The 25,777-nt window shown below is 71.5% G+C and carries 32 protein-coding genes and 1 riboswitch; of the genes, 23 read left to right on the forward strand and 9 right to left on the reverse strand.

The annotated features are described in order from the left end of the window. The first annotated feature begins 413 nt into the window (after nt 1–413). Nucleotides 414–818, forward strand: coding sequence for a DUF427 domain-containing protein (locus LPA41_RS05780; protein ID WP_229068885.1), 405 nt, complete (start codon nt 414–416; stop codon nt 816–818). 27 nt (nt 819–845) lie between these two features. Here LPA41_RS05780 and LPA41_RS05785 read toward each other — a convergent pair whose 3' ends face one another. Next, nucleotides 846–1,229: a TipAS antibiotic-recognition domain-containing protein gene (locus LPA41_RS05785; RefSeq protein ID WP_229068886.1), complete on the reverse strand. Its 384-nt coding sequence runs from the start codon at nt 1,227–1,229 to the stop codon at nt 846–848. Nucleotides 1,230–1,412: 183 nt separating this feature from the next. Beyond that, nucleotides 1,413–1,526: riboswitch (SAM riboswitch) on the forward strand. A 16-nt stretch (nt 1,527–1,542) separates the two neighbouring features. Between LPA41_RS05785 and LPA41_RS05790 the strand changes: the two genes are divergently transcribed. Further along, nucleotides 1,543–2,199, forward strand: a complete 657-nt coding sequence (locus LPA41_RS05790) for a GNAT family N-acetyltransferase (protein ID WP_229068887.1) — start codon at nt 1,543–1,545, stop codon at nt 2,197–2,199. Here LPA41_RS05790 and LPA41_RS05795 read toward each other — a convergent pair. Beyond that, nucleotides 2,131–2,919: a class I SAM-dependent methyltransferase gene (locus LPA41_RS05795; protein ID WP_229068888.1), complete on the reverse strand. Its 789-nt coding sequence runs from the start codon at nt 2,917–2,919 to the stop codon at nt 2,131–2,133. The two genes, LPA41_RS05790 and LPA41_RS05795, sit on opposite strands and share 69 nt — an antisense overlap. Before the next feature lie 154 nt (nt 2,920–3,073). On the opposite strand from LPA41_RS05795, the gene hppD reads away from it, so the two are divergent. From hppD to fahA, 4 genes are read left to right on the forward strand one after another with little or no spacing between them, the layout of a single operon-like run. Continuing rightward, nucleotides 3,074–4,279, forward strand: a complete 1,206-nt coding sequence (gene hppD, locus LPA41_RS05800) for a 4-hydroxyphenylpyruvate dioxygenase (protein ID WP_229068889.1) — start codon at nt 3,074–3,076, stop codon at nt 4,277–4,279. Between the two features lie 35 nt (nt 4,280–4,314). Then, nucleotides 4,315–5,520 (forward strand): homogentisate 1,2-dioxygenase, encoded by a 1,206-nt coding sequence (locus LPA41_RS05805; protein WP_229068890.1) that lies wholly within the window; start codon nt 4,315–4,317, stop codon nt 5,518–5,520. Further along, nucleotides 5,517–6,293 (forward strand): hypothetical protein, encoded by a 777-nt coding sequence (locus LPA41_RS05810; RefSeq protein ID WP_229068891.1) that lies wholly within the window; start codon nt 5,517–5,519, stop codon nt 6,291–6,293. The genes LPA41_RS05805 and LPA41_RS05810 overlap by 4 nt, the downstream gene beginning before the upstream one ends. After that, entirely contained in the window at nt 6,290–7,492 is a 1,203-nt protein-coding gene (fahA, locus tag LPA41_RS05815; protein WP_229068892.1) for a fumarylacetoacetase, read from the forward strand. The genes LPA41_RS05810 and fahA overlap by 4 nt, the downstream gene beginning before the upstream one ends. 42 nt (nt 7,493–7,534) lie before the next feature. Here the strand turns inward: fahA and LPA41_RS05820 are convergent, their stop codons facing one another. Next, a complete protein-coding gene (locus LPA41_RS05820) occupies nt 7,535–7,933 on the reverse strand; it encodes a hypothetical protein (protein WP_229068893.1) in 399 nt (132 codons plus the stop codon). Between the two features lie 87 nt (nt 7,934–8,020). Between LPA41_RS05820 and LPA41_RS05825 the strand changes: the two genes are divergently transcribed. From LPA41_RS05825 to LPA41_RS05835, 3 genes are read left to right on the forward strand one after another with little or no spacing between them, the layout of a single operon-like run. After that, entirely contained in the window at nt 8,021–8,323 is a 303-nt protein-coding gene (locus LPA41_RS05825; RefSeq protein ID WP_229068894.1) for a DUF6403 family protein, read from the forward strand. Beyond that, nucleotides 8,320–9,663 carry a hypothetical protein gene (locus LPA41_RS05830; protein WP_229068895.1) on the forward strand — a complete coding sequence of 448 codons (1,344 nt, stop codon included), beginning with the start codon at nt 8,320–8,322 and terminating at the stop codon, nt 9,661–9,663. The genes LPA41_RS05825 and LPA41_RS05830 overlap by 4 nt, the downstream gene beginning before the upstream one ends. Next, complete coding sequence (locus LPA41_RS05835; RefSeq protein ID WP_229068896.1) at nt 9,660–10,649, forward strand: hypothetical protein; 990 nt, start codon at nt 9,660–9,662, stop codon at nt 10,647–10,649. The genes LPA41_RS05830 and LPA41_RS05835 overlap by 4 nt, the downstream gene beginning before the upstream one ends. Nucleotides 10,650–10,673: 24 nt before the next feature. Here the strand turns inward: LPA41_RS05835 and LPA41_RS05840 are convergent, their stop codons facing one another. Next, nucleotides 10,674–11,246, reverse strand: coding sequence for a hypothetical protein (locus LPA41_RS05840; RefSeq protein ID WP_229068897.1), 573 nt, complete (start codon nt 11,244–11,246; stop codon nt 10,674–10,676). A 263-nt stretch (nt 11,247–11,509) separates the two neighbouring features. Between LPA41_RS05840 and LPA41_RS05845 the strand changes: the two genes are divergently transcribed. Continuing rightward, nucleotides 11,510–11,806, forward strand: coding sequence for a hypothetical protein (locus LPA41_RS05845; protein WP_229068898.1), 297 nt, complete (start codon nt 11,510–11,512; stop codon nt 11,804–11,806). 249 nt (nt 11,807–12,055) lie between these two features. Here the strand turns inward: LPA41_RS05845 and LPA41_RS05850 are convergent, their stop codons facing one another. Further along, entirely contained in the window at nt 12,056–13,075 is a 1,020-nt protein-coding gene (locus LPA41_RS05850) for a DUF2867 domain-containing protein (protein WP_229068899.1), read from the reverse strand. Nucleotides 13,076–13,125: 50 nt separating this feature from the next. Here LPA41_RS05850 and LPA41_RS05855 point away from each other — a divergent pair, with 50 nt between their 5' ends. After that, nucleotides 13,126–13,782, forward strand: a complete 657-nt coding sequence (locus LPA41_RS05855) for a TetR/AcrR family transcriptional regulator (RefSeq protein ID WP_229068900.1) — start codon at nt 13,126–13,128, stop codon at nt 13,780–13,782. A 6-nt stretch (nt 13,783–13,788) separates the two neighbouring features. Here the strand turns inward: LPA41_RS05855 and LPA41_RS05860 are convergent, their stop codons facing one another. Further along, nucleotides 13,789–14,388, reverse strand: coding sequence for a GrpB family protein (locus tag LPA41_RS05860; RefSeq protein WP_229068901.1), 600 nt, complete (start codon nt 14,386–14,388; stop codon nt 13,789–13,791). A gap of 76 nt (nt 14,389–14,464) precedes the next feature. Between LPA41_RS05860 and LPA41_RS05865 the strand changes: the two genes are divergently transcribed. Further along, complete coding sequence (locus tag LPA41_RS05865) at nt 14,465–14,800, forward strand: gamma-glutamylcyclotransferase family protein (protein WP_229068902.1); 336 nt, start codon at nt 14,465–14,467, stop codon at nt 14,798–14,800. Between the two features lie 14 nt (nt 14,801–14,814). Here LPA41_RS05865 and LPA41_RS05870 read toward each other — a convergent pair whose 3' ends face one another. Beyond that, nucleotides 14,815–15,171, reverse strand: coding sequence for a VOC family protein (locus LPA41_RS05870; protein ID WP_229068903.1), 357 nt, complete (start codon nt 15,169–15,171; stop codon nt 14,815–14,817). A 68-nt stretch (nt 15,172–15,239) separates the two neighbouring features. Here LPA41_RS05870 and LPA41_RS05875 point away from each other — a divergent pair, with 68 nt between their 5' ends. From LPA41_RS05875 to LPA41_RS05895, 5 genes are all read left to right on the forward strand, one after another. Then, entirely contained in the window at nt 15,240–16,076 is an 837-nt protein-coding gene (locus tag LPA41_RS05875) for a hypothetical protein (RefSeq protein WP_229068904.1), read from the forward strand. A 60-nt stretch (nt 16,077–16,136) separates the two neighbouring features. After that, on the forward strand, nt 16,137–16,559 hold the full coding sequence (locus LPA41_RS05880) for a helix-turn-helix transcriptional regulator (RefSeq protein ID WP_229068905.1): 423 nt from the start codon (nt 16,137–16,139) through the stop codon (nt 16,557–16,559). Nucleotides 16,560–16,562: 3 nt separating this feature from the next. After that, nucleotides 16,563–17,054 carry an SRPBCC family protein gene (locus tag LPA41_RS05885; protein ID WP_229068906.1) on the forward strand — a complete coding sequence of 164 codons (492 nt, stop codon included), beginning with the start codon at nt 16,563–16,565 and terminating at the stop codon, nt 17,052–17,054. Next, nucleotides 17,054–17,719: a dihydrofolate reductase family protein gene (locus LPA41_RS05890; protein WP_229068907.1), complete on the forward strand. Its 666-nt coding sequence runs from the start codon at nt 17,054–17,056 to the stop codon at nt 17,717–17,719. Before LPA41_RS05885 ends, LPA41_RS05890 begins: the two co-directional genes overlap by 1 nt. A 67-nt stretch (nt 17,720–17,786) precedes the next feature. Next, a complete protein-coding gene (locus LPA41_RS05895) occupies nt 17,787–18,143 on the forward strand; it encodes a hypothetical protein (protein ID WP_229068908.1) in 357 nt (118 codons plus the stop codon). A gap of 103 nt (nt 18,144–18,246) precedes the next feature. Here LPA41_RS05895 and LPA41_RS05900 read toward each other — a convergent pair whose 3' ends face one another. Continuing rightward, nucleotides 18,247–18,483, reverse strand: a complete 237-nt coding sequence (locus LPA41_RS05900; RefSeq protein ID WP_229068909.1) for a hypothetical protein — start codon at nt 18,481–18,483, stop codon at nt 18,247–18,249. A gap of 118 nt (nt 18,484–18,601) precedes the next feature. On the opposite strand from LPA41_RS05900, the gene LPA41_RS05905 reads away from it, so the two are divergent. The 4 genes from LPA41_RS05905 to LPA41_RS05920 all read left to right on the forward strand — a co-directional run bounded on the left by LPA41_RS05905 (nt 18,602) and on the right by LPA41_RS05920 (nt 23,686). After that, a complete protein-coding gene (locus LPA41_RS05905) occupies nt 18,602–21,346 on the forward strand; it encodes an alpha-amylase family glycosyl hydrolase (RefSeq protein ID WP_229068910.1) in 2,745 nt (914 codons plus the stop codon). Between the two features lie 118 nt (nt 21,347–21,464). Next, nucleotides 21,465–22,301, forward strand: a complete 837-nt coding sequence (locus LPA41_RS05910; protein WP_229068911.1) for a hypothetical protein — start codon at nt 21,465–21,467, stop codon at nt 22,299–22,301. Nucleotides 22,302–22,340: 39 nt separating this feature from the next. Then, nucleotides 22,341–23,303 carry a MarR family transcriptional regulator gene (locus LPA41_RS05915; RefSeq protein WP_229068912.1) on the forward strand — a complete coding sequence of 321 codons (963 nt, stop codon included), beginning with the start codon at nt 22,341–22,343 and terminating at the stop codon, nt 23,301–23,303. Then, the gene (locus LPA41_RS05920; RefSeq protein WP_229068913.1) at nt 23,300–23,686 is read left to right on the forward strand and encodes a VOC family protein; all 387 of its coding nucleotides are present in this window, start codon (nt 23,300–23,302) and stop codon (nt 23,684–23,686) included. The genes LPA41_RS05915 and LPA41_RS05920 overlap by 4 nt, the downstream gene beginning before the upstream one ends. A gap of 21 nt (nt 23,687–23,707) precedes the next feature. Here LPA41_RS05920 and LPA41_RS05925 read toward each other — a convergent pair whose 3' ends face one another. Then, nucleotides 23,708–24,163, reverse strand: coding sequence for an N-acetyltransferase (locus LPA41_RS05925; RefSeq protein WP_229068914.1), 456 nt, complete (start codon nt 24,161–24,163; stop codon nt 23,708–23,710). Nucleotides 24,164–24,281: 118 nt separating this feature from the next. Here LPA41_RS05925 and LPA41_RS05930 point away from each other — a divergent pair, with 118 nt between their 5' ends. Together LPA41_RS05930 and LPA41_RS05935 are read left to right on the forward strand one after the other, a co-directional pair. Further along, nucleotides 24,282–24,788, forward strand: a complete 507-nt coding sequence (locus tag LPA41_RS05930; protein ID WP_229068915.1) for an NUDIX hydrolase — start codon at nt 24,282–24,284, stop codon at nt 24,786–24,788. A gap of 529 nt (nt 24,789–25,317) precedes the next feature. Further along, nucleotides 25,318–25,650: a hypothetical protein gene (locus LPA41_RS05935; RefSeq protein WP_229068916.1), complete on the forward strand. Its 333-nt coding sequence runs from the start codon at nt 25,318–25,320 to the stop codon at nt 25,648–25,650. Nucleotides 25,651–25,777: the final 127 nt, after the last annotated feature.

The following is a 25,777-nucleotide window of genomic DNA, read 5'->3' on the forward strand; positions in this document are numbered from 1 at the left end:
GGAATTTGTCGTACTTGCCCAGATTCTGCCGGTCCTGCAGGGTCTCGTATTTGAGTTCGGTGCGGAAAGCACGCTCCAGGTTCTGGCGCGTCCCGCGCCGTAGCCCGCAGGGTTTCCGCGCCCGGGGCGTCACGGCGCTTACCGCATTTTCAGCATGTCGTCGAGCACGTGCCTCAACGCTCGAATCATGCGGACCTCCTCCGGTGCACGACGACCGGCGCATTCCTGGCCGTGCCCTCATGCTGCGCCGCGTCTCACGAGCAGAGCGCGGACAGTCCGGCACCTGACAAGACACCGGGGCGCATTCCTGGGCGGCGGCATCGGCGGTGCGGGGGACCGGCTGGCAAGCTGGGGTGATGGAGTCGGTTTGGGACTACCCGCGCCCGCCGCGCGTGAAGCGCAGCGATGCCCGGGTGACGATTGTGCACGCGGGCCGGACGATCGTGGACAGTGACCGCTGCTGGCGGGTTCTGGAGACGTCGCACCCGCCGGTCTACTACGTCCCCCGGGACGACATCGCCGACGGTGTGCTGGAACCGGGCACCGGCCGGTCGTACTGCGAGTTCAAAGGCGTCGCCGACTACTGGGACCTGGTGGCCGGCGACCTCCGGGTGCAGCAGGCAGGCTGGTCCTACGCGCGCCCCGTGTCCGCGTACGCCCAGATCACCGGGGCCGTCGCCTTCTATCCCAGCCGGGTCGGCGAATGCCGGGTCGGGGGTGTTCTGGTCCAACCGCAGGAGGGCGACTTCTACGGTGGCTGGATCACGCCGGACATCGTCGGCCCGTTCAAGGGTGGCCCCGGGACGCGCGGCTGGTGACCGCCTGCCGGCAGCCACCCGGCCGGCTCAGGGCCGCGCGTCGACGTAGGCGCGCATCGCGGCGCCGAGGAACCGCACCATGTCGGGGTGGAAGGAGTTGTGGAACTCGCGCATGGCGTCGTCCTCGGCATACAGCAGCGCCATCCCGACATAGGCGGGCCCGCTCGGGGTGTAGAACCGCGACGCGATGGCGAAGTGCCGTTCGACGAACTGCTGAGCGCGCTCGTCGCCCGGCTGCATGCCGGCCATCTCGGCCGCGATCTCGCCGTACAGTTCGTGCCAGTCGCGGTGGACCTGATCCTTGTCGACGTGCGCCCAGCCGTTCGTCGCCGCGAGACTGGCGGCCTGCTCGTCGGCGAGCGCCTGGCGGCAGGCCTGGGCCTGGTGACTGTCGATATTGGTCTCCTTCATCGGTTTCCGGTGACATCCGGGCCTTCGTGAGACCCGGCGGCACCGAGGCTTACATGATCTTGACGGCCGGGCAACCGGATTACGCCCCCGGACGACGTTCGGTACGCGTGTGCAGGGCATGCCGGTGGGGCGCCGGGCCACGCCCGCACCGGTGCGTCCGGGACTGCTACGGTCGGCGGTGAAGGTCATGAGTGCCAGCGCACAGCCCCGGCTTGCTGGCCGGCAACCCTCCGCTCGCGGGCGGGGTGCTCCGGGTGAGGACCTGGCCGGCGCGACCCCGCCCGGCAAGCCGCCAGCGGAGGAGTTTGTCACCGTGTCCCTGTCCGAGTTCGATGCCCGTACCCCGGTTGTCTTCAGCCCCGCCAGCGCCGCTGATGCCGGTCGCATCGCCGCGCTGCACGCCGACAGCTGGCGGCGGCACTACCGGGGCGCCTACGCCGACGCCTACCTCGACGGCGATCTGCTCAGCGAACGCGGTGCGGTGTGGTCGGCCCGGCTCGCTTCGCCCGCAGGGGCCGCCACGATCCTCGCCGAGCGCGACGGCCGTCTGACCGGTTTCGTTCACGTGGTGCTCGATGCGGACCCGCGCTGGGGCAGCCTCGTCGACAACCTGCACGTCGACAGCTCGGAGCACCGCGCCGGCATCGGCACCGAACTGATGGCCTACGCCGCCCGCGCGGTCCTCGCCAATGCCGGCTCGCCCGCGCTGCACCTGTGGGTGCTGCGGCAGAACACCCGCGCCCAGATGTTCTACCGGGCCTGCGGCGGCATCCGGGTGGAGACCGGCGTCGTCGCGGCGCCCGGCGGTGACCCCGCCCGGCTGAACGGGACTCCCGGCAAGTACCGGATGGCCTGGCCGGACGCCGCCCGCCTGGTCGGCGCCGCGCCGCACGCCGGCTCCTCAGGCCCGGGTGCCGACGCCGATCAGGGTGGTGACGTCCAGGGAACGCACGCCGTCGCGGGCCAGTGAACCCAGGTAACCGTCCCGGACCGCGTCGATCTGTGCCGGGTCCAGGCCGGACAGCGCCGACACGAAACCGGAGCCGGTGACCAGCAGCCACGCCACCTCGGGAGTCATCTCCAGGGTCATCTCGTGGACGGTCACGCCGACGCCGGACAGGCCCCGCTGCTCCAGCCATGGCCGGAACGTCTCGGCCGTGTTCACCCCGTCGATCGGGCCGGACGGCCGTTTCGGGGCCTCCTTGCCGGTGACCGCGCCGACGGCCGCGCCCAGGTGCTGCCCGGCCAGTTCGACGGCGCCCTTGCGCCAGATGGTCACGCCGACCCGGCCGCCGGGCCGCGCGCGCCGGACCAGGTGTTCGGTGCCGGCGGCCATGTCGGGGAAGAAGAAGACGCCGAGGACGGCCTGCACGACGTCGTAGTCCCCGCTCTCCCACGCGGTGGCGTCCGCGACCTGCGGGTGCAGCTGCGGCAGGCCGGCGGCGTGCTGGCCGAGGACCCGGACCATCGGCGCGGACAGGTCGATCGCGTCGACCCGGCCGGTGACGCCGACACGGTGGGCGGCGGGCAGGGCGGAGGCGCCGGTGCCGCAGCAGGCGTCGAGGACGCGTTCGCCGGGGGAGGGGGCGGTCCGGTCGACGGTGGCGGCACCGATCGGCTGCCACAGGTGGTGGCCGAGACGGTCGAAGTCGTTGCTGGCAGTGTCGAAGGCCCGTACGCGATCGGTCATCGTCGAAGCATAGGCAGCTGTGCAGATTGTGTAGACCCCGTCCGTACCGCAGGGGCGATCTGTGCAATCTGCCTCGCCGAAACACTGCTTGTTGCGCAGGCCACAACCGTTGTCCAGCCTATGGGACATCAGCCGTCCCGCCGAAGGGAGCATGATGTCCGTCAACGACACGCTGACCAGCGAGGAGCGGCTCGCCGAGCTCGACCTCGACAGCCTCAAGCAGCTGGTGGGTCTCGTGGAGTACGACTCCGCCGGTGACCCGTTCCCGGTCACCGGGTGGGATGCGATCGTCTGGGCGGTCGGCAACGCCACCCAGACCGCGCACTTCTTCCAGTCCGCGTTCGGCATGGAGCTGGTCGCGTACTCGGGGCCGGAGACCGGCAACCGCGACCACATGTCGTACGTGCTCAAGAGCGGCGCCATCCGCTTCGTGATCAACGGCGGGGTGGACCCGGACAGCCCGGTCATCGGCCACCACGCCCGGCACGGTGACGGCATCACCGACATCGCCCTGTCGGTGCCGGACGTCGACAAGTGCGTCGAGCACGCCCGCGCGCAGGGCGCCACGGTCCTCGAGGAGCCGCACGACGTCAGCGACGAGTTCGGGACAGTGCGGATCGCCGCGATCGCCGCGTACGGCGAAACCCGGCACACGCTCGTCAACCGGACCCAGTACACCGGCCCCTACCTGCCCGGTTACGTCGCCCGCAGCTCCACGCACCGCAAGCGGCCCGGCGCGCCGAAGCGGATCTTCCAGGCTCTCGACCACATCGTCGGCAACGTCGAACTCGGCGCCATGGACGAGTGGGTGAACTTCTACAACCGGGTCATGGGCTTCACGAACATGGCCGAGTTCATCGGCGACGACATCGCCACCGATTACTCCGCGCTGATGTCGAAGGTCGTCGCGTCCGGCAACCACCGGGTGAAGTTCCCGCTCAACGAGCCGGCGATCGGCAAGAAGAAGTCGCAGATCGACGAGTACCTCGAGTTCTACCGCGGCCCCGGCGCCCAGCACCTGGCGCTGGCCACCAACGACATCCTGCGGGCCGTCGACGCCCTGGTCGAGGAGGGTGTGGAGTTCCTGGCCACGCCGGACTCATACTACGAGGACGCGGAGCTGCGCGCCCGGATCGGCAACGTCCGCGTGCCGATCGAGGAGCTGCAGAAGCGCGGCATCCTGGTCGACCGCGACGAGGACGGCTACCTGCTGCAGATCTTCACCAAGCCGATCGGGGACCGGCCCACGGTCTTCTTCGAACTGATCGAACGGCACGGCTCGCTCGGCTTCGGCAAGGGCAACTTCAAGGCGCTGTTCGAGGCGATCGAGCGGGAGCAGGCCAAACGAGGCAACTTCTAGTCACGTTCCCGTCACGAGAGCGGGGGAGGAGACCGATGGCGTTCTACCAGCGGGCCGGAAACGTACCGCCGAAACGGCACACCCAGCACCGCGACCCCGACGGCAACCTCTACTACGAGGAGCTGATGGGCGAGGAAGGCTTCTCCTCGGACTCCTCCCTGCTCTACCACCGCCACGTGCCGTCCGCGGTCGTCGGCGCCCGGGTCTGGCAGCTGCCCGACCAGTGCACCGAGTCCAACCAGCCGCTGCTGCCGCGGCACCTGAAACTGCACGACCTCTTCGACGGCGAGGAATGGAAGTCCTGCGACGCCGTCCGCGACCGGCGGCTGGTGCTGGGCAACGCCGACGTCCGGATCAACTACGTGGTCTGCGGTACGGCGTCGCCGCTCTACCGCAACGCCGTCGGGGACGAATGCGTCTACGTCGAGGCGGGCACCGGCACCGTGGAGACCGTCTTCGGTGCCCTCGACGTCGGCGCCGGCGACTACGTGATCATCCCGCGGGCCACCACGCACCGCTGGGTGCCGGCCGGGCACGAACCGCTGCGCCTCTACCCGATCGAGGCGAACAGTCACATCGCGCCACCCAAGCGCTACCTCTCCCGCTACGGGCAGTTCCTCGAACACTCGCCCTACTGCGAACGGGACCTGCGGCTGCCGTCCGCGCCCACGATCGCCGACGAGGAGAACGTCGAGGTCTACCTCAAGCACCGCGGCGACGGGCCGGGCGGGCTGGCCGGGACCGTGCACATCACCCCGTACCACCCGTTCGACGTGGTCGGCTGGGACGGCTGCCTCTACCCGTACGCGTTCAACATCGCCGACTTCGAACCGATCACCGGTCGCGTGCACCAGCCGCCGCCGGTGCACCAGGTCTTCGAGGGCGCCAACTTCGTGATCTGCAACTTCGTGCCCCGCAAGGTCGACTACCACCCGCTCGCGGTGCCGGTGCCCTACTACCACTCCAACGTCGACAGCGACGAGGTGATGTTCTACGTCGGCGGCGACTACGAGGCCCGCAAGGGTTCCGGCATCAACGTCGGCTCGATCACCCTGCACCCCGGCGGCCACCCGCACGGTCCGCAACCGGCCGCCATCGAGGCCAGCCTCGGCGCGGAGAGCTTCGACGAGACCGCCGTCATGGTCGACACGTTCCGGCCGCTCGGCCTCGGTGAGGCCGGCCGGATCAGCGACGACGGCCGCTACGCCTGGACCTGGGCGGGGCGGGGCCCGCGATCGTGAACCCGCTGTTCACCCGGCTCTTCGACGACGCGGCGATCTTCCCGCCCGGCAACCTGCCGATGGGCGAGGCCGTCGCGGCGCACCGCAAACGGCAGGACTCGCCGCTGGCGTCGCTGCTCGGCCCGTTCGTCTGCTCGCTCGGCCGCCTCGACGAACTGGCCGAGGCGGCGGCGGGCGGTCCGGCGCTGCCGGTGTCGCTGGTGCTGCCCGGTCCCGTCGCGGACATCCCGGTCACGCCCGGCATCGACGTGGTCGCGGTGGAAGGCCCGGAGCCGGTGGTCGCGGGCGCGCCGCGGTGGGCGTACACCGAACTGCACCTGGACGCGATCACCACGTCGCGCCTGGCCGCGTTGCGCGGCACCCGCTCGCGTCTCAAGATCAGGACAGGCGGTGTCCGGGCGGACGCGTTCCCCAGCGAACACGGACTCGCCCGGGCGTTGCGTGCCGCGGTGCGGGCGCACGTGCCGTTCAAGCTCACCGCCGGGCTGCACGACCCGATCCGGCACCGTGACCCGGCGACCGGTTTCGAACACCACGGTTTCCTCAACGTGCTGCTCGCGACCGCGCACGCGCTGCAGGGCGGCGACAACACGCAGGTGGCGTCGGCCCTGGCCGACCAGGACGGGCACCGGGTGGCCGCGGCGATCGCGACCGTCGACGCCGAACTGGCCCGGCAGATCCGCGACAATTTCATCAGTTTCGGCACGTGCAGCATCAGTGAACCGGTCGACGGCCTGGTGCGGCTCGGACTGCTCCCGGAGGATCCGCGGTGACCTGGCTCGACATCCCGACCGACCATCCGTTCGGCCCGGGCGCGCTGCCTTACGGCGTGTTCAGCACCGCCGCCGACCCGCACCCGCGCACCGGGGTCGCCGCCGGCACCTGGGTCATCGACCTGCCGGCCGCCGTCCGCCGCCTGGCGCCGCAGTTCGCCGGAGCGGTCGCCGGCCCGTCGCTGGACGCGCTGCTCGCCGCCGGTCCCGACGTCTGGGCCGCGCTGCGCGCCGAGATCGGCACGTGGCTGGCCGACGAGGTCTACCGCGAACTGCTGCCGCTGGTCCCGGCCACCGAGGCCGTCATGCGGATGCCGTTCACGGTCGCCGACTACGTCGACTTCTACGCCTCCGAGGACCACGCCACCACCCTGGGCCGGATCCTGCGACCCGGCCAGGAACCGCTCACCCCGAACTGGAAGCACCTGCCGATCGGTTACCACGGCCGGGCCGGGACGGTGATCTGCTCCGGCACCGACATCACCCGTCCCAGCGGGCAGCAGCGCCGGCCGGACGGCTCGGTCATCTTCGGCCCGTCGCAGCGGCTCGACATCGAGGCCGAACTCGGCTTCGTGGTCGGCACCCCCTCGACGCTGGGCCAGCCCGTGCCGCTGACCGACTTCGACCGGCACGTGTTCGGCGTCTGCCTGGTCAACGACTGGTCGGCTCGCGACATCCAGGCCTTCGAGTACGTCCCACTGGGCCCCTTCCTCGGCAAGAGTTTCGCCACCTCGGTGTCGCCATGGGTGCTGCCACTGGCCGCCCTCGAACACGCGCGCATCCCGGCACCGGAGCGGGCCGTGCCGCTGCAGCCCTACCTCGACGACGAGAAGGCCGCGCCGGGGGGCCTGGACGTGCGACTCGAGATCCGCCTCAACGGCCACGTCATCTCCGAGCCCCGGTTCGCCGGCATGTACTGGACGCCGGCCCAGATGCTCGCCCACCTCACCGTCAACGGCGCGTCGCTGCGCACAGGCGACCTGTTCGCCTCCGGCACGATCAGCGGCGGCTCACCCGGATCGCTCATCGAACTGTCCTGGAACGGCCAGAACCCGCTGCGCCTGCCCGACGGATCCACCCGCGCCTTCCTGCACGACGGCGACGAGGTCGTGATCAGCGCCTACGCCCCCGGCGCCGCCGGCACGCGCATCGGCCTCGGCGAGGTCCGCGGCCGGGTCGTGCCCGCCCCGTCCCTCTGATCCGATGCCCCCGGGGCGTCCGCTGGGCGCCCCGGGCTCAGCTCACCACTCCCGCCATTCGTCGGTCAGCTCCGACCGGTCGAGGTCCCGCCGCGCGGTGAGGCCCTCGACGTCGACGCCCGCGCCGGTCAGGACGGCGTCGATGTATTCGGCGAGATCCTCGCGTTCCTCGGTCTCGATGCGGCCCTCCTCGACGTCCAACTCGTTCAGCGCCGTCACGACCCGTTCGACGGCCGCCCACACCTGCTCGTCGTCGGCAGCAGCCGCGAACTGGGCGACCTCACGCTCATAGGCCGCCAGCGCCTGGTCGACCGCGTCGATGAAGGTCGGCGGCCACAGCTGGGCCGCATACGCCTTGTCCTCCGTCAGGACGCCGCCGGCGACCTCGGCCGTCTGCTCATCGACTTGCCGTCGCCATCGGGTGCTCGGTCGTTCTGCCATGGCGGTCAACGTAGACGGTGGGTACGACAAGTTCCCGCCGCCGCCCGCGCTGCGGGACCGTTGGCGCGGGCTGCCACAATAACGATCATGTGGTGGGTCTGGGTGCTCGGCGTGCTGGTGATCGTCGCCGCTGGTTTCGCCGCCACGGCCGTTCCCCGGCTGCGGTCGGCCCGCCTGCGGCGGCGCATGGCCTGGTCGGCCGCGCGTGCCGCGATCGACATCGCCTCGGTCAGCCGGGACGCCTCGCAGTCCCGCGTGATCGAGGCCGAGCGACTGCTCGACCAGGCGGTGAACCTGGCCGCGCACCGCGGTGGTCACCGGGCCGCCGAGCAGGCCGAGCGCCTCGCCGGCCACGCCGACCGGCTGTGGCGCGGGGATGCCCGCCGATGACCTCTCGGATCCTGCGCCTGGTCCCGCTGGCCGTCGCCGCAGTCGTGCTCGTGTTGTTCCTCGGCGCCCAGCGGCAGGACGTCGAGGTCAGCTACCGGGCCCCGGCGCCCGCCACCCAGTTCATGACCGAATCGGCGGGCCTGTCGGGCAGCGCGACGGTGCCGACCGTCGCCGAGATGACAGCGGCGGTGCGCGCCGCGCCGGTGGTCCGGCTGCCCGGGTCGATCGCACACTGGGACGAGGCGCGGGTCCGGGCCGCGATCGGCGACTCCGGCTACCGCATCCTGGTCGCGCCGCCCGGACTGTCCGAGGAGGAACGCGCCCGGGTGCGTGACGTCGAGCCGGCCACCATCCGGGTGATCGGCACCGAGGTCTCCGGCGACATCTGGACGGCCGTCCCCGACCGGATCTCCGGCTGGCGCACCCGATTCGCCACCGGGGACGTGACCGGTTCGCTGGTCGCCGTGATCGCCAAGGCCCGGGAACAGCAACAGCCGGACGCCCCGGACACCCTCACCCGCCGGGAACCCACGGCCGCGGAAATCGGCGCGGTGGTGGCCGACCTGCGGCGCACCGGCATGCACCGCGCGCCCGGGACGACGCTTGCGGCGCAACTCCCCGCCAAGGCCGGCACCGCGTTCGGTGGTGCGGAGCCACTGGTCGTGGCGCTGCCGCAGCAGCCGTTCGGGCAGCCGATGCCGCGGTTCGGCCCGGCGTTGACCGCCGAGTTCCCCGGCCGTCCGGTGATCGTCATGTACGGCCAGTGGGTCGAGTACGACGGACCGGGCGCCGAAGGCTTCGACGACGTCGCCGCGGCGAGCTTCTACAGCCAGTTCAACGATCGGATGAGCCGGTCCGCCTACCCACAGACCGACGTGCTGGGCCTCTACCTCTGGCGGATCAGCGACATCCGGTACGCCGGGTTGTTCGACCGCCCGCTGCCCTTCCAGCCGTTCGACCCGCTGCGGGTCGCCCTGCCCGCCCTGCCGTGGGTGTTCGCCGGCTGCGTGCTCACGTTCTTCCTGCTCTCGGCGACCTCGCTGCTGCGTTCGCCGCGCCGCGTCGGCACACCCGGCAGCGCCGGGCCGGCCGCTCAGCTGGCCGGCCTGGCCGCGCTCGCGGTGGAGATGTCGGCGCTCACCGACAAGCACAGCGAGCCCGCCCTGGCCCGCGCGCTGACCGCCCTGTCCGCCGCCCGCGAGGCCCTCGATCACGGACTGCCGGCCTCGCACGTGCGGAAGCTGCTCGCCAAGGCGGAGCGCGACCTGGACGACGCGGGCCGGCGACTGCCGTACCGCGGGTACCGCCCCGACGACTATCTGCGAGGCCGGCTGACATGAGGCGTTTCGGACGGCTCGTCGCCACCCCGTTCGGGTTCACCTCGGTGGTCATGGTGCTCCTGGCGTGCTGGGCGTTGTGGAGTGGTGGCGTCTTCGAGAGCCGCGCGGGCCGCGACGTGCGCACCTCGTCGGTCCACGTCGACCCCGGCTTCGGCACGGCCGTCGACGAAGAGGCCGCGGAACAGGTGATCGGCAACCGGCGACTCGTCGTGCTGTTCCTGTCGCCCGGCGCGGACCCGGCCGAGGACGGCTGCGACCGCGTGGATCGCGCCGCGCGGGGCACCCTGGTGCTGGTCCTGCGGCACGACGCCGACGGCGGCTACGACCGCTACGGCTGCGACATGCTGCCGAAGGCGGACTCGGAGAAAGGCGAGGAGTCGTTCGGCCGGTCCCTGGCCGTCGAGACGACCATCTCCCGCGGCGTCGACCAGTTCACCGACCGCCCCGTCGAGGCACTGAAGGTCGTCGTCGTCACCTACGACCTGATGGTGCGCTCCGGCCTCGTACCCGACGGCGCCCGCACGATCAGCCCGTCGTTCCCGCGCTTCCTGGTCGCCTTCGCCGCGCTGGCGACGGTGGTGCTGGGCGCGCTGATCGTGTGGTCGGCCGGCCGCCGGGCGGGCCGGCTCGCAGCGGAGCGGCACGAGCGCCTGACGGCGGCCGAGGACGACCGCGCGGCGCTCAGCGCGGCGGTGTCCGTGCTCGCCCAGCACATCATCGACCTCGACGCCTCCCTCCGGCACACCGGCGACCGGCAGGAGCTGGAGAGGCTGACCGGCGAATACCTGCAGCTGCTGGACGAGATGACCGCGCCCGTCGACGACGTGGCGGCCCGCCGGCTGACCCGTCGGGTGCAAGAGCTGATCGGTCGGACGGACGCCCTGCCGGGCAGCACCGGACCCGGCCGGCGCGCGGGCCGCGGCGGGCCGGGCCGGTGGCGCAGGACGCGCGAGAAGGCCGACGCGGTGATCCGCAAGAGCCGATAGCCGCGCCGCCGGCCGCCCGGCCTCTCAGATCAGGCCCAGCATCCACTCCACACCGTGCCGGGTGGCGGCGATGCCGGGCTCGCGGGACTGCGCGGCGAAGACGAGCACCTGGTCGCCCGCCCGCGGGTAGAGGTAGAGGCCCTGCCACCACGGCTCGCCCTCGTGCTCGTAGGTGAGCTCGACCACCCGTACCCCCTGGTCCGTCGTGCGGCGGGCCGCGACCGTCTGACCCGGCGCGACCAGCTCGGCCGGGTCGTCGACCCGGACCGGGCCCTGCACGGTGATCGACGCGTCGTGCTCACCGACGAGGCAGTACGGGTCGACCGTCGACGCGATGCCGAACCCGTGCGGCCAGGCCGCGTCGAAGACGCCGGTCTCGATGACCCAGAACGGATGCTCCGGGCCGGGCTCCACGTCCACGACGCCGGGCACGGTCCGCGCCTCCGCCGGATCCACGAGCGCCGTCGCCGGCCCGTCCGCACGCCAGTTCGTCACCACCACGGCGTCGGACGTGGGGTCGGCGCGCTCGAAGCTGTACGGCCAGTGCGGCATCAGGACCAGGCCGTGACCGGCGAGGCGGGCGAAGACGTGTCCCATGGCCGCACACTGTAATCAGCCGGTTCCGCCCCCTCCCAGGCCCGGACCCCGATGCGGCCGCCCTTACGATCTTCAAATGCCGGCGCTGAACGAACTGCTCGCGTTGGTGCCCGCTCCGGCACACGCTCGCGCGAAAATCGACTGGGAACCCGTCGAGGCGGAAGTCGGTCTCCGGCTGCCCGCCGACTACAAGAATCTCGTCGAGATCTACGGTCCCGGACAGTTCTGCCGCCGGCACGGACAACGGCGACACCGTGTACTGGGTGATCGAACGCCCGGGCGAACCGGACACCTGGACCATCACCGCCACCGAGGCTCGCGGCATGATGTGGCCGCGGTTTCCCGGCGGCATCATCGAGTTCTTGTACGCGATTCTGTCGCGCCGGACCACGTTCGCCCTCTTCCCGAAGGACTTCCCGGGGCGGCGCCCGCCCCGTTTCACGCCGAGCGGCGAACCCGACCCGAAGTGGGTGGCCATGCTGCGCGCGCAGGGCTTGTACCGCGATATCCGAACAGGTGCGGGGGATGGCGTGCAGGGTGCCGGTGAGGCAGGTGAGTGAGTGCGGCGTGGCCGCGGTTCGCTGTGTTGGGTGCGCGCGGCGATGTTGATCTGCTAGCGCTACGAAATCGCTGTGATCAAGGGGTGAAAACAGCAATTTCGCATCGCTAGCAGATCGACATCTCGGCAGGGCAGGGCGTCCGGTGCCATCGCGGCCGGGAGGGTCGGCACGGGATCGAGGGGCAGGCGCAGGTGCCTGACGGTCGCCAGGTTCGCTCGTCGGTGGTGCCGCGAACCGGGCCACCTCACGCTATGCGGAGGCGTCGCTGATTCCGGTGCTCGCCGCCACCTGCCCCGCGGGTCGGGCCTGGGTGGGCTGGGCCTGGAGGGTGCGGGCGGCGTGGCGCAGCATGGCACGGACCACCCAGGGGTGCACCAGGCGGACGACGGCGAGGTAGGCGCGGCCGGCGCGGGTGCGGGTCGCGGCCACGGTGGACACGGTGACGGTGGTGCCGGACGGGTCGGTGGCCACCAGCACGCTCGCGCGGAAGTCGAGGTGGCCGGCGTCGGTGCCGAGCAGTGCTTCCCGGTCGGTGCGGGCGATGGTGTCGAAGGCCGTGGCGTCGCCGCGCTCGATGCCGAGCGGGGTGACCAGACGGTTGCGCAGGTTCAGCAGCGTGCGCACGATGCCGGGCGGGTTCCGGAAGATCGCGTCGGCCCAGTCCTGCGGGTCGGTGGTGGTGGTCGGGGTCACCCGGAGCGCGAAGGCGTCGGCGAGGTCGGGCCGGTCGATGGCGGCGGTGAGCAGGGTCGCGGCGGCCGGGACCGGCACGGCGTGAGCTCGCGGGCGTTCCAGGCCGACCGCGAGGCGGGCGCGCCACGGGTAGCGCACGGGCGCGGCGACGGTACCGGTGACGGCGCGTTCGGCGTTGTCCAGCAGATGTTCGAGGACGGTGTCGTGGCAGACCCGGACGATGGCGGGCCAGAGCAGCCGCATCCGGCCGGCCGGGCGGGCGTCGAGGCGGTGGCGCAGCACGCAGGCGTACGGGCCGCGGTCCTCGATCTCCAGGGTGTGTGTGCCGAGCAGGCCGGTGACCGGGTGGAAGGTCAGTTCGATGCTGCGTCCGGGCCGGTAGCCGGTGACGTGGTAGCGGACCACGCCGTGCCCGCCGTCGGCGCCGACGGCGAGTGGCCGGTCGAACCGCATCGGGGCCCAGCCGGCGGGCCAGAGCGGGTCGTCGACGGTTCCGACGCGGTCCAGGAGCCGGCCGACCTCGGCGGCCGGAACCGGTAGTGCTCGTTCGTGGACGTTGTGCACCAGGGCTGCCATCGTCGCCTCCGTACGGTCCCGTATGTTTTTCCATACGCTACCGTACGGTGATGAGTGAGCGAAGCGCCCGGGGCGGTGCCGGCAAGCGCACGGCGCCGCGGTTGACGGCCGGCGACTGGACCGCGGCGGCGCTGGATGCGATGGCGACCGGGGGCCTGGCGGCGGTTGCGGTGGAGCCCTTGGCGGCCCGGCTCGGCGCGACGAAAGGCAGCTTCTACTGGCACTTCGCCAACCGGGACGCCCTGATCGAGGCGGCCGTGCTGCGCTGGGAACGCGAGCACACCGAGGGCGTCATCGGCCTGGTCGACGCCGAACCTGACCCGCTGGCCCGGCTGCGGCTGCTCATCAGCCTGGTGCTGGGGTCGACGTCGCTGCAGCCGGAGGGCTCGATCGAACTGGCGATGCTGGCGACGGCCGACCATCCGCATGTGGCGCCGGTGCTGGCACGGGTCACGGAGCGGCGGGTGGCGTACACCTCAGGCTTGTTCGTGGCCCTCGGCTGGCCGGCCGACGAGGCCCGGCGCCGCGGGCTGATGGCGGTCACCGCCTACCTGGGATATGCGCAGATGGCACACGTGGCGCCGGGAAGCCTGCCGGTCACCGAGGCGGACCGCGACGCCTACGTCGATCGGGTCGTGTGGCTGCTGACCGCGGCGGGCCCGGCGGCCGGCCGACCGGCTGCCGGGCACCACGTCCCGGAGGTCTGACCTCGGCTAACCGGCCGTGTCCGCCGCCGCGAAGATGCGTGCGAAGATGGCGTCGATGACGTCACTCTTGGCCATGCCGTAGTCGTCGGCGGACGCCTCCCGGGCCAGGCGCTGCTTCGTCGAGGCGTACAGCTCGCGATCCTCGGGGTGGGTGCGCAGCCAATCGCGGAAAAGCTGGTGCCGGATCACTTCCGGCGACCCCTGCGGCCAGACATGCAGGTGGACGTCCTCGTCGGCGTCGACAAGCATGCGGTGCCCGTGCCACCACGGCTCGCGCAGCACGAGGATGTACCCGAGCTTCTCCAACGCGGGCACGTAGCGGGACTCGTCCTCGGTGCCGGCGATGACGAGGTCGACGTCCACGATGGCCTTGGCGGCCAGGCCGGGCACCGACGTCGACCCGACGTGCTCCAGGCCCAGGACCGACGCGCCCAGGGCGTCGCGCAGCACGGCGGCGACAGCGTCGAAGCGGTCCGCCCAGGCCGGGTCGTAGTCCTCGATGACGACCGTCCGCCAGCCGTGAGGTGGCTCGCGGACCAGACGTGTCGCATCCTGTTCGGGCGTGCCCAGCAAGCGCTGCCGGACGTCCTCGGAATAGGCGGGCATGGTTCTTACCTCCTGGTTCGGCAAAGTCGACCAGGATACGACACCGAGGCGGGGACTGTCCGGATAGGATCACTTTATGCCACTGCTGTTCTCCTATGGCACGCTGCGCGATCCCGCCGTGCAACGCAGTGTCTTCGGACGTGAACTCGCCGGACGCACCGACCGGATCGTCGGGTTCCGGGTCGACCGCCTGGAGATCACAGACCCCGCGGTGCTCGCGGTGAGCGGCGAGGCCTTTCACCCCATTCTGGTACGCACCGGCGACGCCACCGCGACCGTCGAAGGGTCGGCGCTGGAGGTCACCGAGGACGAGCTCCTGCTGGCCGACGGCTACGAGGTCGACGACTACCGGCGCGTGGAGGCCTCGCTGGCCTCGAACGACACCGCCTGGGTGTACGTGGGGCACGAATAACGGAGCCCGACACATCAGTGCAGGCACAGGCAGAAGGGGTGGCCTGCCGGGTCCAGCAGGACGCGGTAGCTCGTACCCGGCTGGCCCGGATGCCGCGTCGCACCCAGCTCGATCGCCGCGGCCTCGGCGGCGTCGAGGTCCTCGACGAGCACGTCGAGGTGCATCTGCTGGGGGCGTTCCTGGGTGGGCCACGTCGGCGGCCGGTAGGTGGCGACCCGGTGGAAGGAGATGCACTGGCCGTTGTCGCCGCAGGCCGCGGCCCGCTCCGGGGAGACGTCGACCGTCCAGTCCAGCATCGCGCCGTAGAACCTGGCGAGCGCGCCGGGATCCGGGCAGTCGATCACGATGAGGGGCATGCGGGCGATGGCCATGCCGACCACGATATCGACCACCGTGACAGCGCGTGGCACTGTGCGGCGTACCCCGGAAGGAGGGCGCGATGCCGAGCACGGGTGATGAGGGCACGAGTCGGGCGGTGCCGTCCGAGGCTGCGGATGTGGTGCGGGCCTATCTGCGGCTGGCTGACGACGAGGCGCCGGGACTTGTCGAAGGTCTGCACCTCGTCGGCTCCGTGGCGCTTGACGAGTTCCGCCCGTACGCCAGCGACGTTGACTTCCTCGCGGTCACCGGCGACCGGCTCGATGACGCGGGGATGGCCGCTTTGGATCGCGTGCACCGGCGGCTGCGGGCCTACCGGAAACGTCCCGCGTTCGACGGCTACTACGTGACGTGGGGCGACCTGGCGGCCGATCCGGCTGTCGTTCCCGCCGGGCCGGCGTCCCACGAGGGCCGATTCGCCGCGTCACCTGTCGTGCGGGGTCCGGTGGAGTGGCACACGCTCGCGCAGTGCGGCGTGCCCTGTCTCGGGCCGGACGTCGCGGCTCTCGGAGTGTGGACGGACACGGACACCCTGCGTCGCTGGGTGCTCGGCAACCTGGACACCTATTGGGGGCGTTTGCGGCAGGCCGGTGACCGGCTGCCGAGCCCGTACGGTCTGGTGTCCCTCACGCCGCAGGCGGTGGTGTGGTGCGTCACCGGTCTGAGCCGGATCCATTACACCCTGGTCAGCGGCATGATCACCGGCAAGGAGGGCGGTGCCGTGCATGCGCTGGAGGCCTTCCCCTCCCGCTGGGAGCGTATCGCCCGGGAGGCCTTGCGGATCCGCCGCCGGGAGAGTGCGGGTTCGCTGTACGGCACCGCCCTGCACCGCCGCCGTGACCTTCTCGCGTTCTGGGACATGGTGTACGGCGACGCCCAGCGCATCGGACCCCGGTGAGTTGCCCGGCCGGGTCCGCACCGGCTTGACGTTTTCCTATATGGGAATATGATTGCCGCTATGGCACGAGCAGCGACGACGTCGGACGCGTTCAACGCGATCGCCGAGCCGCAGCGCCGGGACATCCTGGCTCTGCTGCGGACGGGGGAGCGGCCGGTGTCCGATCTGGCCCAGGAGCTGGGGATGAGTCAGCCGGGGGCCTCCAAGCACCTGCGGGTGCTGCGGGAGGTCGGGCTGGTGCGGGTTCGCGGGGTGGGCAAGCAGCGCCTCTACGGCCTGGACGCCCGCGGGCTGCGGCCGATCCACGAGTGGGTCGGCGGGTTCGAGCAGTTCTGGAACGAGAGCTTCGACCGGCTGGACGCGTACGTGCAGGACCTCAAACAGACCGCGCCCGTGCCGGACCTCGAGCAGACCGGGTCCGTGCCGGACCTCGAGCAGACCGGGTCCGTGCCGGACCTCGAGCAGACACAGCAGGAGGAATGAGTGATGGCAGGCGCACGGCACGAAACGCGGGCGGAACCGGCGACCGCCGACCGGGAGATCGTGATCTCCAGGGTCGTCGACGCACCGCGGGAGTTGGTGTTCGAGGCGTTCACCGAGATCCGGCACCTGTCGCAGTGGTGGGGGCCGAACGGGTTCACCACCACCACGCGGTCCTTCGAGTTCCGCGAGGGCGCGGTCTGGGACTTCGTGATGCACGGACCGGACGGCACCGACTACCCCGAGTGGATCACCTGGACCGAGATCGTCCCGCCGGAGCGGATCGCGATGCTGCACGGCGAGTCCCGCGACGACCCGGACGCCTTCGAGTCGGTCCTGACGTTCGCGCCGCAGGGCACCGCGACCCGGATCGAGATGCGCACCATCTTCCCCACCAAGGAGCTGCGGGACCGGGCCGCGACGGAGTACCACGCGGTCGAGGGCGGCGAGCAGACGCTGAGCCATCTGGCCGCGTACGCCGAAGGGATCGCCCGCTGATGGCCGGCAAGGTCTTCTTCAGCGTGTCCATGTCGCTGGACGGCTACAGCGCGCCCGAGTCGATGGAGGGCATCCGCGCCACGCCTGAGCAGCGGGAACAGGACCCGAGGCCGGATCGCTGGGTGGCGCAGTGGATGGAGCTGCAGGCGTGGATCTTCCCGCAGCGGTTCTTCCGGGAGAACCTGAAGCTGGGGGAGGGCGGCGAGGAAGGGCCCGACAACGACGTCGTACGGGAGACGTTCGCGCGCACCGGCGCCAGCGTCATGGGTAAACGCATGTTCGAACTCGGCGAGCACTCCTGGCCCGCGGAGCCGCCCTTCCACAGCCCGGTGTTCGTGCTCACCCACCAGCGCCGTGACAGGTGGGAACGGCTGGGCGGCACCACGTTCCACTTCGTCGACGACGGCATCCACCGCGCCCTGGCCCGGGCCCGGGAGGCCGCCGGCGACCGGGACGTCCGCATCGCCGGTGGCAGCGAGACCATCCTGCAGTACCTGAACGCCGGCCTGGTCGACGAGTTCACGATCGCCCTCTCCCCGGTCCTCTTCGGCGCCGGCACCCGCCTCTTCGACGGCGTCGACGCGTCCCGGGTGACGCTGAAACCGGTTCGCTCCGAGCCGACCGCGCGGGCGACGCACCTGACCTACACCGTCCACCCACGCTGACCGCCGTCGCCGTCCGGACTTGCCGAAGTCCGGGACCGGGCCGCTGGGGCGCTGCCAGGATGTGGGCATGGACGATGACGACGTGCTGCGGCAGGCGGAAGAGGACGGCAGGCACGTCGGGGAAGCCCTCGACGCTCTCGAGGCGTGGTTGCTGACGGAGGACGCGTACGTGCAGGGCGGCGTCCCCGACGAGGTCCTCAACTACCTGCAGGACCACATCGACCGTCTCCTGGGGTCGCACGCGACAGCGGTGGCGGGCGACTTCGTGCGCCAGCGAGCCGAGGGCGCCGGTGGTCTGGCCGGTGTGGCCCGCGACCGGTCCGCGTTGCTGGACCTGCTCGCGCTGATCGAGGGCACGCCGCGGCGGGAGTTCGAGCTGGAATGGCGCGCGGACATCCCGGAATCCCCGGCCGGAGCCGCCTGACGCCACGGCCTCGACCGCGGCGACCGGACCACGGCATCCTGACCGCGCATACGCCGGTGGGCCGGGTCCCGAAGGTCCCGGCCCACCGTTCGCACCGTGCTCGTTACAGATCGGTCCAGATCACACCGAACATGGCGAGCAAGCCCATCACGATGAACGCACCGCCGACCACGAACGCCAGCACCTGGGTGAAGGTGGACTGGGCGGCAGCCTCCCGGGAGCCGACGTCACGCCGGAAGATGTCCCGGCTGGCTCGTTCGGAGGATTTCACGAACTGTTTGCGACCGATGATGACGGCAACGCCGGCGACCGCCACCAGTCCGTAGAGGATGCGCTCCATGGTGCCCTTTCCTCGGTGCGGGGGTCAGTGATTGTAGGCCCCGCCGTTTCACGGACAACCCGGGCGCATCAGGCGTACGGGTTCTGCGGCACCGTCCGGATGCGTAGCATCAGCATGCATGTCGATGCGTCGTGTCGTTGCTGTCGCGCTGGCCGCCGTCCTGCTGGTGGGGTCGCCCGCCGTCGCCGCGCCCGGTTCCGGTGGTGGTCTGGCCGGCCGGCACTCGCTGCGCGGGCCGGTCACCGACGAGAACTTCTACTTCGTGATGGCCGACCGGTTCGCCAACGGTGACACCGGCAACGACCGGGGCGGGTTGCCCGACGATCCGCTGGTGTCCGGGTTCGATCCGACCCGCAAGGGCTTCTACAACGGCGGTGACCTGCGCGGGCTGCTCGACCGTATCGACTACATCCAAGGGCTGGGCACCACGTCGATCTGGTTGACGCCGAGTTTCAAGAACAAGGCGGTGCAGCTGGAGGACGGGCCGTCCGCCGGCTACCACGGGTACTGGATCACCGATTTCACCCGGATCGACCCGCACCTGGGCAGCAACGAGGAGTTGCGGGCGCTGGTGGACGCGGCGCACCGGCGCGGGATGAAGGTCTACTTCGACATCATCACCAACCACACGGCGGACGTCATCGGGTACGAGGAGGGTGCGCGCCGGCCGTACGTCAGCAAGGACGTCGCGCCCTACCGCACCGCGGACGGGACGCCGGTCGACGACCGGGACTACGCCGGGCGCCCCGATTTTCCGGTGCTGACGCCGCCGTACACCCCGGTTCTTGACGACGCGGAGAAGGACCTGAAGGTGCCGGGCTGGCTCAACGACGTCAGCCTTTACCACAACCGCGGTGACACCACGTTCACCGGCGAGGACTCGTACTACGGCGACTTCTTCGGCCTCGACGACCTCTTCACCGAGAACCCGCGCGTGGTCCGTGGCATGATCGACATCTACAAGAAGTGGATCGCCGACTTCGGTATCGACGGCTTCCGCATCGACACGATGAAGCACGTCGACGACGCGTTCTGGCAGCGGTTCGGGCCCGAGGTGCTGGCCTACGCCAAGGCGCGGGGCAAGCGCGAGTTCTTCATGTTCGGCGAGGTGTTCGACACCAGCCGGTCCTTCACCTCGCAGTACACCACCCGCAACCGGATGCAGGCGGTCATCGACTTCCCGTTCCAGGAGGCGGCCCGCAACTTCGCCTCCCGCGGCCGCCCCGCCGCCGAGCTCGGGCAGTTCTTCGCCGGCGACGACTGGTACACCGACGCCGACTCCAACGTCTACCAGCTGCCGACCTTCCTCGGGAACCACGACATGGGCCGGATCGGCGGCTTCGTGGTGGCCGACAACCCGGGCGCCGACGACACCGAACGGCTGGCCCGCGACCGGCTCGCGCACGAACTCATGTACTTCTCCCGCGGCAACCCGGTCGTCTACTACGGCGACGAGCAGGGCTTCACCGGCCCCGGCGGCGACCAGGACGCCCGGCAGACCATGTTCGCCAGCCGCGTTCCCGACTACCTCGACGACGACCTGCTCGGCACCGACGCCACCCACGCGAGCGACAACTTCACCGCCACCCACCCGCTCTACCGCGGCATCCGGGACCTGGCCGCGCTCACCCGCGCACATCCGGCCCTGCGCGACGGCGCCCACCAGCATCGGTACGCCGACGACGCGGCCGGGGTCTACGCCTTCTCCCGCATCGACCGCGAACAGCAGCGGGAGTACGTGGTCGCCCTCAACAACAGCGAGACCGCCGCCACCGCCACCGTCCCGCTGCACCCGGGCAAGCGCTCCTACCAGCGCGTCTACGGCACCGGCCCGGACCGCGTCACCTCCGGCACCGGCGGGGCGGTCACGCTGAGCGTGCCGCCGCTGTCCACCGTGGTGTACGCGTCCGACAGCCGGATCCCGTACTCGAAGAAGGCCCCCGCCGTCTCACTCGGCACGCCCACCGCCGCCCCCGAGTCCCGCGGGCGCATGCGGGTGGACGCCGCCGTGGCCGGCAACTCGTTCTACGAGGTCACGTTCTACGCCCGCACCGCGGGCGGCGGCTGGACCCCGGTCGGCACCGACGACACCGCGCCCTACCGGGTGTTCCACGACGTCAGCGGGCTGCGCACCGGCACACCCGTGCAGTACCGCGCGGTGGTGCTCGACAACGGCGGCCACACCGCGACCAGCCCGGCCCGGGCCGCCCGGGTGCCGGCGCCGCAGCTCACCGTGGAGGCGCCCGCCGAGGGCAGCAACGTGCGCGGCCGCGTCGAGGTGCGCGCCGTGGCCGACCCGGAACGCGCCACCCACGTGGTCCGTTTCGAACGCAGCGTCGGTGACGGCGGGTGGACGCGGACCGGCACGGACAGCTCCTCACCGGCGTACACCGCCTTCGACGACCTGGCCGCGCTGAACCTGGCCGCCGGCACGACAGTCCGTTACCGGGCCATCCTGTCCGAACCGGACGGCACCCGGGTGACGAGCGCCGCCCGTACCGTCCGCTACGCCGGCCCGCCGCGGGAGACGGCCACGCTGCGCTATCTGCGGCCGGCCGGTGACTACGACGGGTGGGGCCTGCACCTGTGGGGCGACGGCGTCGACCCGGAACTGCTCGCCGGGATCGCCTGGGACAGGCCGATGCCGCCGACCCGGATCGTGGACGGCTGGGCGGAGTACGACATCGCGCTCGCCGACGACACCAAGCCGGTGAACTTCATCGTGCACCTGCCGAACGGCGACACCGTGCCGACCAGCCGCGAACCGGGCGGTGACCGGTCGTTCACGCCGATCGACAACCCGGAGGTCTGGATCGTCCAGGGCGACCCGGCCGTGCACACCAGCCCACCGCCCACCCGCTGACCCGCCCACCCGCTGACCCGCCCACCCGCTGATCCCGGGGGCCAGCTCGGCCCGGGGGCCAGGCTCGGCCCGGCCGTCGGGGATGGCCCGACCGCGCGGGCCGTGCTTCGATCGGTCGATGACATCAGTGCGGGACCTGTGGCAGTTGTTCGAGCCGTTGCACGCGGTCACCTACTTCGCGCCGCAGGCCCGGGCCGCCTTCGAGGGGGCCGGGCTGCGCGGGTTCTGGCGGGGCTACTTCGCCGGGCGGGCCGCACCGCTCGGCGCGGTCACGGCGGCGCCGGTCACCGCGCTGTTCTTCTCGTTCGCGCCGCACATGGTGGCCCGCGCGCTGCCCGGCGTGTGGGACCTCGCCACACCGGAGCGGGCCCTGGCCGCCCGTCTCGACGGCGCGGCGGCCGCCCTCCAGGCCGTGCTGCCCGACGATCCGGCACGCGTGACCCGGGCCGCCGACGTGCTGGAATCGGTGGCTGACGCGGCCACCACCGAGGGCCGGGCGCTCGGCGCCGCCAACGCCGCCCTGCCCCGGCCCGCCGACCCCGTGGGCCGGTTGTGGCAGGCCGCCACCGTGCTGCGCGAACACCGCGGCGACGGGCACATCACCGCTCTCGTCGACGCCGAACTGACCGGATGCCAGGCCCTGGTGCTGCGGGACGCGCTGCACGGCGGCCGGGAACAGACCCAACCGAACCGCGGCTGGACCAACGACGACTGGGACACCGCGGCCCGGGCGCTCGCCGATCGCGGCCTGCTGGACGATGCGGGCCGGGCCACCGACGCCGGGCGTGACACCCACCGGGCCGTCGAGGACGGCACCGACCGGCTCGCCGGGCAGCCGTGGGCCGCTTTCGGGCCGGTGGACCGGGACCGGCTCGCGGAACTGCTGGCGCCGCTGGCGAAGGCGGCCGGGGGAGTGGTCCCGTACCCGAACCCGATCGGTCTTCCCCGAACGTGAACGCTATTACATCAAAATGATTTGATGTAATCTCCGGAGATGGGAGAACAGCCGCCGACGTTCCTGACCGCCGCCGCGCACCCGGTGCGGTGGCGGCTGCTGGGCGAGCTGGCCCGCAGTGACCTGGCCGTCCGCGAAATGACCGCGCTGCTCGACCAGCCACAGAACCTGGTCTCCTACCACCTGCGCAAACTCCGCACGGCCGGTCTGGTCACCGCCCGGCGCAGCAGCGCCGACGGGCGAGACACCTACTACTCGCTGGACTTGGCCCGCTGCTCGGATCTGCTGAGCGGCGCCGGAGCCGCCCTGCACCCGGCACTGCGGTTGCTCCTGCCCGCGCCGGCACTTTCGCCCGCGCCGGCGCTTTCGCCCGCGCCGGGGGTCTCGTCCGCTCCTGCGGTGCCGTCCGTGCCGGCGCTCGCCGTCGTGGCGACGGTCCCCGTCGCGGCGCGCGTGTTGTTCCTGTGCACCGGCAACAGCGCACGCTCGCAGATGGCTGAGGCGCTGCTGCGCCACCACACCGCCGGCGCCGTCGAAGCCTGCAGCGCCGGCAGCCGGCCCACCGCCGTCCATCCGCACGCCGTGACCGCCATGGCGGCCCGGGGCATCGACCTGTCGGCGGCCCGGGCGAAACACCTCGACGAGTTCAGCGGGCGGCACTTCGACCACGTCATCACGCTGTGCGACCGGGTCAAGGAGGTGTGCCCCGACTTCGGCGGCCCGGCCCGGCCGGTGCACTGGAGCATCGCCGACCCGGCCGGCGATCCGGCCGGCCTCAGCGCCTTCGACCAGGTCGCCGACGAGCTCAGCGAGCGAATCACCTTCCTGGCGTACGCCATCGTCCGCCCGGCGTCGCACGCGGTCACCGGCACACCGCCCTACGCCGCTGATACACCGCCCTACGCCTCTGATACACCGCCCTATGCCGCCGCCGAGACACCGTCGAACGCCGCGACCAGCACATCGTCCGCCATTGCCAGCACCGAGGAGGGACTGTCATGACCAGCCCGACCGACGAGAACGTGCACGTGCGCTACCTGGTGGACGACGTCCAGGCCGCCGTCGACTTCTACACCGGCCACCTGGGCTTCACGTCGAACACCACGTTCCTGCCCGCCTTCGCCGACGTCCGGCGCGGCCACCTGCGGCTGCTGCTGTCCGGCCCGGCGAGCTCCGCCGGGCGCGACCTGCCCGACGGCAGCCGGCCGCGGCCCGGCGGCTGGAACCGCATCCACCTGCTCGTCAACGACATCGACACCGAGGTGACCCGGCTGCGCTCGGCCGGCATCCACTTCCGCAGCGACGTGATAAGCGGACCCGGCGGCCGGCAGATCGTCCTGGACGACCCGGCCGGCAACCCGATCGAGCTCTTCCAGCCCGCCTGAACCCCGCCCCGGGGATCGCCGTCAGAGGTCCTTGGCCATGTTGCGGCTGACCTCGGTGAAACCCAGCTGCTCGTAGAGGGCCCGGGCACCGGGGTTGTGGGCGAAGACCTGCAGACCGATTCTGGTCAGCGCGTTCTCCTGGCACCAGCGCTCGGCGGCCAGCATGATCCCGCGACCGTAGCCCCGGCGGCGCAGGTCCGGCTCGACAGCCACGTTGTAGACGAACGCGGTCTCACCAGTGACCTTCATCCACAGGAAGCCGACCCGGCGGTCACCGTCCCAGGCGTACCAGAAATGGTTGTCCGGGGTGGTGAACTCGTCGGGCAGCAGCTTCGCGTAGGTGTCGGCGGCGGTGCGGGCCGCCTCCTGCGCCGACTGGCCGGAGGCGGCGACACTCCGCGCGTAATGCGCCTCGCCCTCCGCCCGCCACGGCCGGTACTGGTCCTCGGTCATCGGCTCCAGCCGTACGTCCGTCATGCCCGACAACCTACCGAGATCACCGCCGGTCCGGCGTTCCCGGGCACGCCTCCCCGTCAGCCGCGGGACAGAATGAGATTCTGCCAAGGTCCACCCGCATTCCGACCGGAGGACGACGATGACCGCGAATTCCGCCGGCGCTCACCAGGCCGTCGCCGACTACACGGCCGGCCTGCCCACCAAGCGCATGGCCGCAGCAGTCCTGTTCTTCGACGACACCGACCGGCTCCTGCTCGTCGAACCGGCTTACCACAAGGACCACTGGGAACTGCCCGGCGGCTGCGTCGAAGCCGACGAGTCGCCCCGCGCCGCCGCCGTCCGCGAAATCCACGAAGAACTCGGACTGACCGTCGAGCCCGGCCGGCTGCTCGCGATCGACTGGGTCCCACCACGCTCCGGACGCACCGAAGGCCTCATGCTCGTGTTCGACGGTGGCATGCTGTCACCCGAGCAGGTCGCGGCCATCCAACTGCCACCCGACGAACTCCGCAGCTGGGCCTGGTCGACGCCGTCCGAACAGGAACAACGACTCTCGCCGTTGCTCGCCCGCAGAGCCGCCGCGAGCTGCCGGGCCCGAGCCGAGGGACTCACCGCCTACCTCGAGAACGGCTGCCCAACGGCCTGACCCCCCGCCGCACCCAGGGCCGTCGCATCGCACCTCCGGCCGCCGCATCGCATCGCACCCGCCCGCCTGCATCGCGCCCGCTCGCCTGCACCGGGTCCGCCCGCCCGCATCGCGCCCGCCCGCATCGCACCGCGGCCCGGCCCTGACCGCCGCCCCGGCCGATGTCGATCGCGCATCAGCCCGTGCCGTCGTTTCGGCCTCGGCGGCACCGCCCCTGCCGAGATGTTGATCTGCTAGCGCTACAAAAGCGCTGTGATCATGGGCCTAAAACCGCGATTTCGCATCGCTAGCAGATCAACAAGGCCACGCGTACCCAACGCGGCGGATCGGGCCACCTATCGGCACACCGGGCGCAGTGGCACGCTGTGTACACCGGTGGCCCGCGAGCGCGGCTGGACGACCGATCAGTTCGAACGCTGGTTCGTGGACGGCGTCGCCGGCGTGCTCGGCACACCGGACTGATGCCGGCTCCGGTCCGCAGACAAAGGAGCATCTTGTACGAGGCCGGCCCGCCAAGGATCATGTCGCGGTGCCCACACTGATCATTGAGGTTCATGTCCCGCTGCGGCCGGCGCCGGACGTCGCACCCGGGGAGTACCCGTTGCCCTGGATCGATGACGTCGAGGACTTCCTCGCGGGCCTCGACGTGGAGACCGACGGGGCGGCGGGCTACGACGACGGCGAGGAGTACGGCGACGCCTATGTCTTCTTCCTCACCGGCACCGACGAGGCGTCCGTGCTCCGGGCGGCGTCGCGGGTGGCGACGCTCGAACGGGTTCCGCCGGGGTCGTTCGCGATGGTCACCGACGACGAGGCCGAGGAGTTCGGGCTGGGCCGCCGGGTCGAGCTGCCGCTGAGCTGACCGGCGCGCCCGGACGGTGCCGAGCGGATGCGTCCCGGCGGTCGGGCCGGCCGCCGGGACGATATCGCCTCAAGGGCCAGGCTCCGGGGCCTCGTGACTTTCAGGGCGCTCAGGAGCGCATCGAACT

This window comes from Actinoplanes sp. DH11 (assembly GCF_020873875.1).
GTDB lineage: Bacteria > Actinomycetota > Actinomycetes > Mycobacteriales > Micromonosporaceae > Actinoplanes.